General features: G+C 53.2%; 14 protein-coding genes. 4 read left to right on the top strand and 10 right to left on the bottom strand.

Translation table 11 applies throughout. From position 1 onward, the window contains the following. Nucleotides 1-43: 43 nt before the first annotated feature. From ACFE8Q_RS24785 to ACFE8Q_RS24760, 6 genes are all read right to left on the bottom strand, one after another. Nucleotides 44-2,686, bottom strand: coding sequence for an XrtN system VIT domain-containing protein (locus tag ACFE8Q_RS24785; RefSeq protein ID WP_375448136.1), 2,643 nt, complete (start codon nucleotides 2,684-2,686; stop codon nucleotides 44-46). 150 nt (nucleotides 2,687-2,836) lie between these two features. Next, nucleotides 2,837-3,139, bottom strand: coding sequence for a winged helix-turn-helix domain-containing protein (locus tag ACFE8Q_RS24780; RefSeq protein WP_375448135.1), 303 nt, complete (start codon nucleotides 3,137-3,139; stop codon nucleotides 2,837-2,839). Further along, on the bottom strand, nucleotides 3,136-3,798 hold the full coding sequence (locus tag ACFE8Q_RS24775) for a hypothetical protein (protein ID WP_375448134.1): 663 nt from the start codon (nucleotides 3,796-3,798) through the stop codon (nucleotides 3,136-3,138). The genes ACFE8Q_RS24780 and ACFE8Q_RS24775 overlap by 4 nt, the downstream gene beginning before the upstream one ends. Before the next feature lie 94 nt (nucleotides 3,799-3,892). Continuing rightward, nucleotides 3,893-4,258, bottom strand: coding sequence for a diacylglycerol kinase (locus tag ACFE8Q_RS24770; RefSeq protein WP_375448133.1), 366 nt, complete (start codon nucleotides 4,256-4,258; stop codon nucleotides 3,893-3,895). Nucleotides 4,259-4,292: 34 nt separating this feature from the next. Next, on the bottom strand, nucleotides 4,293-5,003 hold the full coding sequence (locus ACFE8Q_RS24765; RefSeq protein WP_375448132.1) for a DUF1361 domain-containing protein: 711 nt from the start codon (nucleotides 5,001-5,003) through the stop codon (nucleotides 4,293-4,295). A 211-nt stretch (nucleotides 5,004-5,214) separates the two neighbouring features. Continuing rightward, nucleotides 5,215-6,318 carry an L-dopachrome tautomerase-related protein gene (locus ACFE8Q_RS24760; RefSeq protein ID WP_375448131.1) on the bottom strand — a complete coding sequence of 368 codons (1,104 nt, stop codon included), beginning with the start codon at nucleotides 6,316-6,318 and terminating at the stop codon, nucleotides 5,215-5,217. A gap of 196 nt (nucleotides 6,319-6,514) precedes the next feature. Here ACFE8Q_RS24760 and ACFE8Q_RS24755 point away from each other — a divergent pair, with 196 nt between their 5' ends. Next, nucleotides 6,515-7,765, top strand: coding sequence for an MFS transporter (locus tag ACFE8Q_RS24755; RefSeq protein WP_375448130.1), 1,251 nt, complete (start codon nucleotides 6,515-6,517; stop codon nucleotides 7,763-7,765). 8 nt (nucleotides 7,766-7,773) lie between these two features. Here the strand turns inward: ACFE8Q_RS24755 and ACFE8Q_RS24750 are convergent, their stop codons facing one another. The 4 genes from ACFE8Q_RS24750 to ACFE8Q_RS24735 form a co-directional block, all read right to left on the bottom strand. Beyond that, on the bottom strand, nucleotides 7,774-8,499 hold the full coding sequence (locus tag ACFE8Q_RS24750; RefSeq protein WP_375448129.1) for a carboxypeptidase-like regulatory domain-containing protein: 726 nt from the start codon (nucleotides 8,497-8,499) through the stop codon (nucleotides 7,774-7,776). Nucleotides 8,500-8,719: 220 nt separating this feature from the next. After that, nucleotides 8,720-9,553 (bottom strand): phosphatidate cytidylyltransferase, encoded by an 834-nt coding sequence (locus ACFE8Q_RS24745; protein ID WP_375448128.1) that lies wholly within the window; start codon nucleotides 9,551-9,553, stop codon nucleotides 8,720-8,722. Next, on the bottom strand, nucleotides 9,534-9,749 hold the full coding sequence (locus tag ACFE8Q_RS24740) for a putative signal transducing protein (RefSeq protein WP_375448127.1): 216 nt from the start codon (nucleotides 9,747-9,749) through the stop codon (nucleotides 9,534-9,536). Before ACFE8Q_RS24740 ends, ACFE8Q_RS24745 begins: the two co-directional genes overlap by 20 nt. Before the next feature lie 41 nt (nucleotides 9,750-9,790). Continuing rightward, nucleotides 9,791-10,768: a lysostaphin resistance A-like protein gene (locus ACFE8Q_RS24735; RefSeq protein ID WP_375448126.1), complete on the bottom strand. Its 978-nt coding sequence runs from the start codon at nucleotides 10,766-10,768 to the stop codon at nucleotides 9,791-9,793. Between the two features lie 114 nt (nucleotides 10,769-10,882). Here ACFE8Q_RS24735 and ACFE8Q_RS24730 point away from each other — a divergent pair, with 114 nt between their 5' ends. The 3 genes from ACFE8Q_RS24730 to ACFE8Q_RS24720 all read left to right on the top strand — a co-directional run bounded on the left by ACFE8Q_RS24730 (nucleotide 10,883) and on the right by ACFE8Q_RS24720 (nucleotide 13,906). Further along, on the top strand, nucleotides 10,883-11,605 hold the full coding sequence (locus ACFE8Q_RS24730) for a tyrosine-protein phosphatase (protein ID WP_375448125.1): 723 nt from the start codon (nucleotides 10,883-10,885) through the stop codon (nucleotides 11,603-11,605). A gap of 131 nt (nucleotides 11,606-11,736) precedes the next feature. After that, complete coding sequence (locus tag ACFE8Q_RS24725) at nucleotides 11,737-13,017, top strand: nucleotide sugar dehydrogenase (RefSeq protein WP_375448124.1); 1,281 nt, start codon at nucleotides 11,737-11,739, stop codon at nucleotides 13,015-13,017. Continuing rightward, nucleotides 12,968-13,906 carry a polysaccharide biosynthesis/export family protein gene (locus ACFE8Q_RS24720; protein WP_375448123.1) on the top strand — a complete coding sequence of 313 codons (939 nt, stop codon included), beginning with the start codon at nucleotides 12,968-12,970 and terminating at the stop codon, nucleotides 13,904-13,906. Before ACFE8Q_RS24725 ends, ACFE8Q_RS24720 begins: the two co-directional genes overlap by 50 nt. The last annotated feature ends 66 nt before the right edge of the window (nucleotides 13,907-13,972 follow it).

Genomic DNA, 13,972 nt, shown 5'->3' with positions numbered 1-13,972 from the left:
TTGCAAGGCAGGTTGCTTTCGCATAGCCTACTGCTCTCCTCATCTACGCAATCAGCTTTGGCCGGATGTAGAACCAACTGACGAGCAAGGCCATCAGCAGTAATATGGCCCACTCATGGGGTTCGGGTACGGCACCATCCTGTTTGAGCGTGGCATTGTCGAGGCCTTTTGTATCAGCTTTTATACCGAAGCGATCGTAATCTTTCTGCGTTTCCAGCACAACCAGACTGGATACCGGCGACACCACATGGCCCGTTTGCGCAATGGTCGCCAGGGCCTCGTTGTTCCGGTAGGCTTTATCGAAATACTGCCGACCAACGCGTTGCATGAGCTGGTTATAGGTGAATAGCCTCAGTAAGTGATCAGGCCCCAAATTGGCCCGTTGCGTCTGTGCGTTCCAGACCGCCGAATCGGCCACGGTTTCCCGGACAACCATGCCCGATTTGGCCAGGGTAACCCGGTCAGTAGCGGCTGTATTTGCAGGAAACTGGCGGTTTATCAAGACATCCTGTAGCGACAACTGATCGCCCGTTACGGTTTGAAGCACCTGCAGTTCGGTCAGCGTTTTCAGGTACGGGGGAAGTTCGTTTCCGAGGCTGTAGGTACGTATCGGTGCGCTCAGGTACGTTGCCTTGCGGGCCAGCCGGTCGGCTAACGGGCTCTTGTCCAGGTCGGTGAGCGTGGGGCCGTTTGGTGTGCCTTTGGTGATCAGCAGCGCCGTTTCCGGGTTGGCCATCCGATCAATCGGGAACAGGCTGAATGGCTGTTGGGCCAGCGCGTCGAAGAGTTGGGCGCGGTTATTGGCGGTCACTTCCTCCAGTCCATCGCGGAAGATCCAAACGTGGGCAACCCGCGTTTTTTTAGCCAGTTCACAGAGCTGGTCAAATTCCGTTTTCGACCATGCTTCGTTTACATCCAGATACAGATCGGTGGGCACAAATGCGGTCAGGCTGGGTACGTAGGGCGTTGACTGGTAGGTTTTCCCACCAAGTCGAAAGGATTCGGCCGACAGGGGCGGCGCATCCATTTGTAGTGCCCAGTCGGGTTGATAAGCCGCGTGCCGGATCAGTTCATGGTTGGTTAGGGAGCCGGATATATGGCTCATTGTCAGTGCTACTGGCTCCTGATCAAAGCTCAGTTTCAGTGTTTCACTGGCCCTGCCTGCATCTGGCCCCTCAAACCAGGGATTCTGGTACATCAGTGTTTTGCCATTGAGTCGTAAAGGCGACGTAATGCCGATCTTCAGTTGCCGTTCCTGTCCCGGAAGCACCGGAAATACCCGGACCGTGACGCGGTTGCCTTCCTGCCAGGTTACAACCGACGGGTCACGGGCAACTACCTGACTTTCAACACCAACTACCTGTTTATAGGCCGAATCAGCTTTGGCCTGGGTAGTAAGGCGAGCCGGTTCTTCGCGGCCATTCACCCAGAGCGACAACGCCGAAACGGCCGACCCTTCGGGCAGGTGGAACGTATACAATGCCTCCCGGTTTCCCCACTGAGCCGCGCTTTTCACCCAAAGCGTTTTCTCCGTATAACTCAACCGATACTGCGGCCAGATACGTACCTGCGTCGCTACGCGCGGAGTGGTGAGGTTACGGCCGCTCCAGAATTTACTTTCCGTTCCGTAGTGTTGCCGACTCACCGACCGTAACAGTTTCGTCTGCTCATCACCGGCGAAGGTCGGGGCCGGAAACAGGGTATTGGCAATCACCACCAGCGGGTCGTGCAGCCGAATGTCGTCGAGCGCGGTCAGGTCGCCCAGCGACCGGCTCCAGGGCGAGGTGCCGTATACGAGCCCTACTTTCAGGACCCGATCGGTGAGCGGACCGGGGGTAAGTTGCTGGGCCATCTGCACCCAGACGGGCAGGTCGCTGGTGCGGCGCAGGGCAGCGTCTATACGTACCTGATCGAGCCGGTCGACGGTTCGATACCAGTTGATCAGAAAGAAGACCAGGAAAGCCATCGGTACGAGCAACCCGGTCAGTACGGCTCCGCGCAGGTACGTTCGCTGGCGCGCCGCTAGCCAGAGTTGGCGGCCTACCACAAAAGCCAGCAAGGCCGGCACGAAGGTATGGTACGAGATACCCAGCGCAAACAGCCCCGGAATACTGAGCGGATATAAGGAGGCTACGTAAATAGCCTGATACAAAAACAGCAGGAACGCACCAGCCAGCCCGCCGTAAAGTAGTTGCTGTGCCCAGATCGGAAACCGGTCGGCCCAGGTGTGCAGCACCATCAGCGCACCGGCACCCACGATAATCCAGCAAAGCCACGGCACCGACTGTTCAAAAACGGCCATCTGCCGGTTCAACGCGAAGGCGCTCAGATACGAGAGCAGAAGCGATACCCAGAAAGTCGCCTGCTGCCGCCGATCGTGTTTAAAGAGATAGGCAAATCCGCCTTTTGCCAGTACGACTATGCCGAAAACGAGGGCCATAATATAGTGTACACTAAACCAGGCTATTCCTTCCTGATCACGCGAGGTGGTAGTCAACCAGAAATCATGCGCGACAAACAATGTTCCCGAAAAGAGCAGCATGAGGCATCCAGCCTGAAAAGTGGTGTTGTCAAAAGCTGCCCGCCAGCCTGATAAGGCGACATTCGCTGTGCCCGGCACCGGGCTTAATAGCGCCGGTTTGCCCGGAGCGTTGGATAGGTTGCGTGCACTATGTTTAACAATCATAAAGTACTTTGTTTTACAAAGTTAAATGATAAAAAAGAGTGGACTAAGCGGAAAGCAATCTGATTTTCAGGAAAGAATGGATGCTATGTTGCTGACGTCATACGCCTCGAATCCATTCGGGCTACTATCAGCTAGGTTGTAATAATTTACTCAGGTTGCGCCACGGATAAAGGCTTCGAGGGCGTTGAGGTGGTCGGTAAATGCCTGCTTGCCAGACTCAGTAGCCAGGTACGTTGTATTCGGTTTTCTGCCCACAAACTGCTTCTGTATCAAGACATAACCCTGCTCTTCCAGCGCACGGAGGTGCGTAGACAAGTTCCCGTCGGTAAGGTTCAGCAGTTCTTTTAACTCGTTAAAACTGACCGCGTCATTAACCATCAGCACCGACATGATGCTGAGGCGGGCCTTGCTTTCAAAGGCCTTGTTGAAGCGGGACAGTACATCATTTGTCATGCGGCGGGTCGCCCTTCTGTGGGCCGGTCATATTTAAGCCACATCACCGTGCCATACACTACGTGTAGTACCCCGAAACCGATGGTCCAGGCTAGCAGGCTGTAACCTGTTAAGAAGAGAGAAAGTAGTCCCAGCGCCATTTCACAGAGCCCCAGGTACTCCAGATCGCGGTAGGTGTAGCGGCTGGCGTTCAGTAACGTGAGGCCATAAAAGGTGAGCATGGCCGGGCAAACCAGCCAGAGTAGTTGATGATAGACCAGGCCCAGGCAGAAAATACCGGCGGCCAGGAGCGGTACTGCCAGTGCCCACAGCATCCGGCGAGAGGCTGATGTCCAGAAACTTAGCCCCTGCCGACGCGCTTTTCGGGAAGTGAAATACCAGGCGGCCAGTAACGCCAGCGCAAGCACCACGGAAGCATCGATAAACAGAAATTCCATGAGTTGCCGTCGCGACATGGGTGTCATCAGTTCATAATGCCCGGAATCGAAGACGGTAAACCAGCCTTTCCGCAACCGCACGTAGGCGACGAGTGCGCCGCCCATCGCAATAAGCCCCGCCGATACGCCCGACAGGCCGCTCAACGACAGGAACTTGGTCGACCGTTCCATCAGACCACGGATCTCGGTCAGGGTTTGTAGATGTTCGCGTGACTCGGTCATGCTTTGGAACGTAGATTTAGCGAAAGTGAAACGATTAACGCGGATGAATGATATACATGAGCCAAGGCCAGTTGTTGACATAGCTTCGGCCCGTTCACAGCAGCACCATCAGTTTTGGGACGAAGATAAACAGACCAACCGCCACCGCCATGATGGCAACGATCAGTACGGCTGCTGATGACAAATCTTTAGCGGCACCAATCAATGGGTCATGGTCGGTAGTGACCCGGTCGGCGAGCTTTTCGAGGGCGGTATTAAAGCTCTCGGCCGCCATGACCAGGCCAACTTGCGTTACGATCAGCGCCCATTCCATCGGTGACAAACGGAGCCAGCTCCCCAGACCAATAACCGCTACAGCCGCTACCAGGTGAATTTTGGCGTTATTTTCAAACCGAAACAGATCGATAATTCCCTTGACGGCAAACTGGATACTCCGAAAAAACTTAGGAATGTCGATCATGTTAAATCAGCCTGGCGTATTGGCTGGCGGGTAATCAATGAGCCAACTCCTTTTCGACGTAAATGTAGAACGCAACATACAGCGTAGCTAAGCCGAAGCCGTAGGTCAGGGCTACTTTCTGAGCCAGCGGATTGTGTAGTGATGTCCAGAGGCTGCGTGTGAGAATCATTGGCTGAGTCAGGATGCTCCAACTATTCCAGCGAATATAACGGCCAAGATAGATTCCAAAGCCAGCCAGCCCCTGACAAGCTACAATTAGTGTCCAGGATTGGATCGGTCCTGTGAGCGATCGAAGCGTGCGGTGTGCCAGTAAGGTACTGTAAAGTCCTGCCAGTAAGCCGGTAAGGGCACTCACGAAGATCATCAGCGTATCGAACCAGACCAGATTACTGTCGGTCATGCGCAGGTGAAACAGGTCGGTGATGATATAAGGGGCATTGGGCATAAACAGCAGCCACAGGCCCACCATCAGCCAGGAAACAGCGAGATTGCGGCGGCCCCGACCCAGCAGCCCTGATTCGCGCAGGTCGCGCAGCACAAGCATGACACCCAGCGGAAACCAGGCCAGGAACAGGTTCCACATCAGGAACATGAAGAACCACCAGTTGCCGGTTGTTGAACCACGGGTGGTCGCCAGCGTAAAGCAAACCCCCGTCAGGAGGGTCAGGGCAGTAAGCCCCTTCCCTTTTGACGGTGTTACGGTGGGTAGAGTACGCTCTACCAAAAACTTAGTCAGATAAAGCATTGTGCTGAAAGTACTTTGAGTTACAAAGTAAGTCAAGCGGACGGCTATTATCCAAGCAGACGAGAAAATAAATTGGTAAGATTGATTCAACGGTTGACTACATGCGGGCCGCACCAGGCAACGTACCTGCATGAGACAGGGCCGCGCGACAGCAAGTTTGGCATGACTAATTTCTATAGCGAAGCCCCGTCTAAACGACACACCGCGCCTTTTACTTCCCAATTTTCACCCTGAACAGTTCATAAGGCCGTTTACGCGTGTCTTTTCCCCCATTGTTTTTCGCCATATGATCGATCTGCGAGGTAGTCACGTAGAGGTAACCATCGTGAACGGCGTAGCTATCGGGCCATTGCAACAACGTCGTATCTTTCACCAGGTTCGTACGTTTGAGAGGCGGCTTCGGGTTGCCACTGGTTTGTAGACTATACAGTTCATAGCCCTGAATATCACCCAGATACAGATTACCGGCCTCATCAATAATCATTCCGTCGGTAGTGGTGTAATTGCCCATATCCTCCACTTTAGCTTTCAGATCGGCATCGCTCAAACTGGCATCGCGCAGGGCAGCCGTTGACATTCGATAAAGCCGGTTGTCAGACAGCGGTTTATAGTACAGCATGTTGCCGTCGGGGGTTAAGGCTAGTCCGTCGGAGTTGAACCGCACCGGGCCTTTGTTGTCGCGCAGTTCGCGGCCGTCGATCACAAACTTGAACATCGGGTCAGATTTCATCGACTTATCGCCCTGTAGCTTCATCGTAATCTTGCCGCTGTTGATGTCGATGATGGCAAGGCCGCCGTTTTTCGATTCGGTCACATACACGACCTCCCGCTGCGTATCGACCCGGATATCGTTCAGGTAGCTATCTGGTCCAACAATGTTCTTAAACGAGTATTGCCGGATCACTTTGTTGGTGGCCAGATCGAAGCAAACCAGCTTGTGTGCATCCCGGTAAACGCCCGCCTGTTTCGGGCTCGCCGGATCGATCACCCACAACCGATCTTTCGCGTCGACAAACTCAGATTGCACACAGATCCAGCGATTAGTGGGGTCCTGGCCCATTTTCCAGCTATTCCAGGCCGCATCGGGATAAGGCTTCACCGATCCGTCTTTCAGAACCTCAACCAGGGCATATTTATACGTATCTGACCAGTAGGGGTAATTGATAAAAATCCGGCCGCTTTTGGAAACGGCTACGCCCGTGAGTTGGTAGGTGTTGTCTTTGAATACCGGTTCCAGCTTTGCCTGCGCGGTTACCAACTGGGCAGTAGTTATAAAAGCTGCACTAAAGGCCAGTTTTATCAGCCACTTTTTCATAGTTTGTTGATCTGTTTCAGGCAAAACGGCCTGGGTAGGCCGAAGGTTTATCCAGCTTAGCCTGAGGATTGAGAAGCGGATGAACGTGTTCAGGCGATCAGTGCGGTAAATGGGTAATTGTTGCCGCTTTGCTTCCTGTAACGTACCTGTACCTACCTATCCAGCAAGTCATTCACCCACACATCTACTTCCCCGCATGCAGCCAACGCTTCCTACAACGCCTATTTCTACCTTCCGTGCTGTGCTCACGCTGCCTGTGCTTGTTGCTGCGCTGGGGTACTTTGTCGATGTGTATGACCTGTTACTGTTCAATATTGTTCGGGTTCCCAGCCTGACCGAATTGGGCTTATCGGAAAAAGATATTTCGCTGGTTGGCGGTCGCATCTACAATTTTCAGCAGGCGGGGCTGTTGATCGGCGGCATACTGTGGGGTATTTTGGGCGATAAACGCGGGCGGTTGTCGGTGCTGTTCGGGAGCATCATCACCTACTCGCTGGCCAATCTGGCCTGCGGCATGGTTCATTCGGCCGACACCTACGCCTGGCTGCGTTTTATGGCGGGCCTGGGGCTGGCGGGCGAACTGGGCGCGGGCATCACGCTGGTGAGCGAAGTGTTGCCCCGGCATCTGCGGGGCTACGGGTCGTCGGTGGTGGCCAGTGTAGGGCTGTTAGGTGCCGTGGCCGCTTTCCTGACGGTGCAGCTAACGGGCAACTGGCGGCTAACGTACCTGATTGGCGGTGGGCTGGGGCTGGCCCTGCTCCTGCTTCGCATCGGCGTGCTGGAATCGGGCATGTACAAAGATGTGGTTCAAGCGGCGGTGAAGCGGGGCAACTTCGGCGTATTTTTCACCAACCGCGACCGGTTTATGCGCTACCTGCGGTGCATGGGCATTTCATTGCCAACTTACTTTGTGATTGGCCTTCTGGCCACCTTCGGCAATGAGTTCGGCAAGGCGCTGGGCATTGAAACGCCGATCATACCGGGCAAATGCGTGATGTACACCTACATAGGCATGGCAGCGGGCGACCTGTTCAGTGGGTTCTTCAGCCAGTGGTTACGTTCTCGCCGGGCCGCCATCGGCTGGATGATGGCGTTCACCGTTGCCTTCGTACTCGTTTATCTGTCGGGGGCTATAAATTCGGCACCCGCATTTTACCTGGTCTGCGGGTGCATGGGTTTCGGCATTGGCTACATTGCCATGTTCCTGACGGTAACGGCCGAAAGTTTTGGTACTAACCTGCGCGCCACAGCGACCACGTCAGTGGCCAATAACGTACGGGCCACCACGCTCGTCAGCATTCCGGCTTTTCAGTACCTGAAAACGATTCCAGCCCTGAGCACTCTTGGCTCCGGTGCCATCGTCGGTCTGGTTTGCTTCGCCGTCGGTGCCTGGTCGCTCTGGGCCATCGACGAAACCTACGGCAAAGACCTGGATTATGTGGAGTGAGGTTTAAATCAATTATTCAGTATCTGATCTCGGCGGATATTCTCTGGGGGCGCGCTGTTGAGGCCCTGCCGGTATTCTTTCGTTTTGAAGTCACCCCGTTTCACCGACTTGATAAAGTTGGCCCAGGCAAATGGGTTCAGGAACGGAAAAGTGGTAACGGCCCCCCGGCTGGTAATGGCTTCGCGCCCCAAAAACTGCTGATTCATGAAATACTGGTGATTCGACAACGCGCCCATCGGCGTGGCGGCCATCGCCCGCAACAGGGCCTGTGGGTCTGTATTGCGGGCCAGCGCATCGCGATCACGCTGGTCAGGCAACTTCATGTTGATCAATGCCTGCTTGAAGAGTTCTTCCGTCGGGTACGGATATACTTTTACTTCAGATAGTAACTTAACGTCTTCCTGCAAAGCCACCACCGCCGAGTACGTCGGCTCGGTGAGGCGGCGGGGAATAATGTGATACTGCGTTTTATAACCCACGTAACTGAAAATCACGCTATCGCCGGGGAAAACGGGCAGCGCAAAGTACCCATTCGTGGCTGAGAGCACGCCTTTACCGGCTCGGGGAATAAAGATTCGGGCCAACGGTAACGGCTCGTTGCTTTTACCGCCTGTGATAATCCCCGTGAATGTAATCTGAGCGTCCTGTCCCTGCGCCAGTCCGTCGGTGGTTAGGCAGAAAAGCAGTACCAGAAGGCCAGCCCATGCACTGTATCGTTTGATCAATCGATTCATAGCGGAACAAAAAAGACAACCAGCCCGACAAAACAACCAGTTTGTCAGTGGGCGGTTGACAAAGAGACCCCAATTTGGAACAGGGGGTTGTTGCACATAGTAACAAAGTAATAAAGCCTGTGGTTGCAACAGGCTAACTGACACCAGAATTTAACGAATATTAATGGGTCGCCGCAGTTAACCTTATAAGGTTTTTAAAAACCTTATAAGGTTAAGATGACTAAGCAAATAATTTTAGGAACGTCAGAATGAAGGGTGCCGCCAGCAAAAGGCCATCGAACCGGTCGAGGAAGCCACCATGACCGGGAATACTCGTTCCCGAATCTTTGATGGCGATACTACGCTTGAAGAGCGACTCAACCAGATCGCCATACGTACCTGTCACCACAATAATAGCCCCAATGCAGTACCACTGCCAGGGAGTCAGTTCGGGGGCATACCAGGTAAGTCCGAGCGCTACAATACCCGCCGCCACAGCCCCGCCAATGCTGCCCTCCCACGACTTCTTGGGCGATACCCGCTCGAATAATTTCCGGCGACCAAACTTGGTCCCGGCAAAGTAGGCACCAATGTCAGAGGCCCACAGCAGAAACAGGCAACCCAGAATAACATTGGGCTGGTAGGCGCCGGTACGCAGCGCCAATACATTGAGCAGCGCAAAGGGAATGCCTACGTAAATAATCCCGAGAAACGTGAAACCGATATTGGTAAAGGGCTTCATGTCTTTCTTTTTGTATAGTTTGATCAGAAAGATCATCGACGAAGCCGGGCTGATGAGGTAATAGGCTGACTCGGCAACGTACCCCATTTCTACCAGAAACGTCAGAATGCTGACCAGACAGCCAACGACCGTCCCGTAATACGTGAGCGGCTGATTACCGTCGAGGCCAAGCAATCGATAGAACTCGATCTGCGCTAAAGCACTGATAACCAGAAACAACAGAGCGAACGTGTAAACGCTGTAGCTGATGCAAAAAAGGATGACGGCTACGCCGAAAACGGCCGCAATAACACGCTGTTGCAGGTTCGACAGCTCAGCTAATCGTTGTCTCATTATCTAAGATTATACGGGCAATAATAGCATCTTTCGTTGGTACGTACACCTCATAGTTACCAAACAGTTCTGGATACGAACTGCTTTGCTTGTTGATAATTACGGCGTCGATATCATTTTCAACCAGTTGCGCCTTAGCAAGTTCAGCCTGATAGGGCTGCTTGGTCACCAGCACTTTTTCCCAATCTTTTGTCATATGTCTGTTGTCAGTAACCCGTTACCAGGGATCAGCGTTGCTCAGGTACGTTCCTTCTGCGAAGCTGATCCCTGGTAACTGGTTACTGTTTTGTTCATTCGTTTAAAAAGTACCAGCGCGGCTACGGTTACCACTGTACCAAAAAGAGCGGCTGAAACAGGGACTGATTCGGTACTATCAATGTCGATCGTCGTCATTTCCCGCTGATGCAGGAAAATCATTATTACTGTAAACCCGTTATTAATGAAGTGAGCCAGAATCGGCACCCATAAATTTCCCGACCATACATACAGATACCCAAACAGCGCACCTAACAGCATTCGGGGCACAAAACCATAGAACTGTAGATGAATAGCACTAAACAACGCCGCCGCCAGCCAAATGCCCAGGTGTACGTTACTGGTCCAGACGATGAATTTTCGCTGCAGGATGCCACGGAAAAGCACTTCTTCGCCCAAAGCAGGCAGCAAACCTATGGTAAAAACAGCCATCAGCAGTTGCGGCACCGTGCGGAAGGTGGTCAGAAACTTCGTAAGTTCGGCCATCTGGTCTTCTTTAGCCCGCATCCAGCGTTCGAGCGGAGCCAGCGTTTCGGGCAGTTTGAGGGCCTGGTTCAGTTCGATGATCAGCCCGTTGACGGGCATAAACGCGATGGTAAGCAGCACAACCAGCCCCCAGCCAGCTACTTTGTGGGCAGGCTGGCCGCTGAAGTCACTCAGTCGGCGCTTATCTATAGTGAACCAGTATAGCAGTGCCGGCAGCAGAAAGGTGCTAACGTGGCTTAGTGCCTGAACGACCATCAGCCACCACCAGCCATTGGGCGTTGTAGACGGATGTTGAAGCAACTCGGTGACATTTTTTATCGTACCGCCTGACGCCATTGCGCCGACGCTCACCACGAATGCCGCCGCAACGGCACCCAGCGTCATCCCCAGCATAATGAACCCAAAAAGCATCAGCATTGAACGCAACGGCTGCGGCTCTGGTGTTACTGGGTAAGACGATTGTAGTTCTCTCATAGTTTTCACAAAAATAGGGTAGCTTTCCGAGACAATTGGCTCAAATTTGTTACCCATCGACACTCATTTATTCTCTTGGCTTCCTTCTGGCAAACATTATCCAACCGGTTGAAATTGTCTTCCGCCCCTGACCAACCCGTTCGGGCTGGGTACGTTGTCGACATGCACAGCCACCTGCTGCCCGACGTAGATGATGGCATCCGCTCTGCGGGCGATGCGCTGACCTGCCTCCGTCAGTTCGCCGAATGGGGCATTCAGCACGTAGTTACCACGCCTCATATCAGTCAGGATACGTTTCCCAACACATCAGCGCTCCTGCGTACGGTAGCGGCCGAACTACAGACCCATATCGAGCTGGCCGAACTGCCCCTGACCTTCAGCCTTGCTGCGGAGTACATGGTCGACGAATTATTTGTGAAGCACCTACAGCAGAATGACCTGCTTTCGTTTGGTACCGAACGCTATGTGCTGATCGAGACAGGCTGGGCCAGCTTACCCCTTCAACTGAACACCTGGCTATTTCAGATGCAGTTACAGGGCTACAAACCCATACTCGCCCACCCGGAACGGTACCCTTACTTTCGCGGAAAACCCGAGCTACTGGCTGACCTTCGCCACCAGGGATGCCTGATGCAACTCAACCTGATGTCGCTCGCGGGGCGCTATGGGCCAGACACGCGGCGAATGGCACAGACACTCATTCATGATGGACTCGTCGATTTTGTTTCGTCCGATCTGCACCACACCCGCGATTTACCCATGCTCGAAAAATCCATGCAGACCCCCGATTACCGAGAGCTTTGCAAGCTTCCTCTTTCTATTCCAACGTTTGATTAGCCTTCTGGTAGTCGACAGAAAAACAAAGTCTAGTGACTATTACTATAAAGTTACGTATGAATGATATTGGCGGTTAACGCCTATCTTTAGCCTCATTTCTTGTAACCCGTATTGCTGCACTTCTTTACTTAATGGTTTTAGTTTCGCCGCTTACCAACGCCACACGCATTGGTGTTATTGGTCTGGGCTATGTCGGCCTTCCGCTAGCCCTTGAATTTGGCAAAAATCAGCCAACAATTGGTTATGACATTAACCCGGTACGCATAAGCGAACTTCGTCAACAGATTGACCAGACCCGCGAAATAAAACCCGCCGATTTTCAGGACAGTCCCCACATCCTCTTCAGCGATCAGGCCGCCGATCTGGCCAGTTGTACGGTCTTCATCGTGACGGTGCCAACACCGATAGATAAATACAAATGCCCTGATCTGACGGCTCTACTGGCGGCCTCACGCCTGGTAGGAACGTACCTGAAAACAGGCGATGTAGTGATCTATGAATCAACCGTTTACCCCGGATGTACGGAAGAAGACTGCGTGCCTGCATTAGAACAATCCAGCGGGCTGCGTTACAATGTCGACTTCTTCTGCGGCTACTCGCCCGAGCGAATCAACCCCGGCGACAAAAAACGGACTCTGACCACAATCTTAAAAATCACGTCCGGGTCCACACCGGCGGCAGCGCAGTTTGTCGATCAGTTATATGGCTCAGTTATCAAAGCAGGCACGTACCCAGCCCCGTCTATAAAAGTAGCCGAAGCGGCCAAAGCCATCGAAAACGCCCAGCGCGACGTCAATATCTCGTTCGTGAATGAACTGGCGCTCATCTTCGACCGGCTTAATATCGACACAATGGACGTACTGGAAGCAGCAGGTACCAAATGGAATTTTTTGAAATTCAGGCCCGGCCTGGTGGGTGGTCACTGCATTAGCGTCGATCCTTACTACCTGGCTCATAAGGCAGAGAGCGTAGGCTACCACCCGCAGGTCATTTTGTCGGGACGGCGCGTTAACGACGATATGCCCATTTACGTGGCCAACAAGCTGGTCAAGGCCATGATCCGGGCGGGAAGCCCTATCTCCGGTGCCAACGTGTTACTCTTAGGTATTACCTTTAAAGAAAATTGCCCCGATGTGCGAAACACAAAGGTGGCCGATATTTATCATGAACTGACCGGATTTGGTATCAACGTAACGGTTTACGACCCCTGGGCGATCGCCGACGAGGTGGCTCACGAGCATCGGATTACCCTCGCCAATAGTCCGCAGGGAGTATATGATGGCATTGTGCTGGCCGTGGCTCATGACGAATTCCTGGAACTGGACATTCCTTCGCTGCGCCGCCACGCCACTACCGTCGTATATGACCTTAAGTCTGTACTGGACCGAAGTCTGGTTTCTATGCGTATCTGATTTTAATTTACTCAACTTCAACATAACCATGCAGTTCAACCGAACATCTATTTTCTGGCTCGTTGCCATTTTCGTATTACCCGGCCTGTTTGAATCGGCCACAGCCCAATCGAAAAAACGGCGCGACGATATCACTTACTTTCAGGATTTAGCACCCACCGATACATCCATGCGCATCGGTATCGGGCCAAATGGCACCGCCGTAGCTGGCACAACAGCCCCCGCCCCGTATATCTACCGGCTCCAGTCAGGCGACATTCTGGCCATTGCCGTGTCGAGTCTGAATGCCGAAGCCGACGTTATCTACAACCCGTTTGCCCGCACCGGATTTGCCCTTGCATCGGGTGCCAATAATACCCAGGAGAACAACAACCTGCCCATTGGTTACCGGGTCAGCGAAGCGGGAACAATCAACTTTCCAAAACTGGGTGCGGTGCGGGTAGCTGGCCGAACGCTTTCGGGGCTGGAAACGATGCTGCGCGACACCCTGCGCCAGTACCTGCGCGAGCCGTTCGTATCTGCCCGCCTGCTGAACTTCAAAATATCGGTGATGGGTGAAGTCAACCGTCCATCGGTGTATACCGTACAGAACGAGAAAATAACCCTGACCGAAGCCATCAGCCTGGCCGGTGACCTGACGGTTTACGGCAAACGCGAAAACGTTATGGTGATTCGTGAAACCGCCGGCCAGCGTGAGTTCATCCGGGTAGACCTGACCCAACGCAACACATTTACCTCTGCCGCTTATTACCTGAAGCCAAACGACGTCATTTACGTGGAGCCTAAAAGCAGCAAAAAAGTGCAGGCCAGCCGTACGCTACCCTACATTCCCGCCGTACTGGGTGGCATAACGCTATTGGCAACTGTGGTCTTAAATTTGATTCGTTAGCTCTTTGACAACGTACCTGAGGCCAGCCAAACTCAGGTACGTTGCCAGTTACTTTAAAACAGCCTG

Origin of the sequence: uncultured Fibrella sp. (assembly GCF_964250085.1) — a bacterium.
GTDB lineage: Bacteria > Bacteroidota > Bacteroidia > Cytophagales > Spirosomataceae > Fibrella.
The sequence above is the reverse complement of the archived record's forward strand: the minus strand, read 5'-3'. Positions and strand labels throughout refer to the sequence as shown.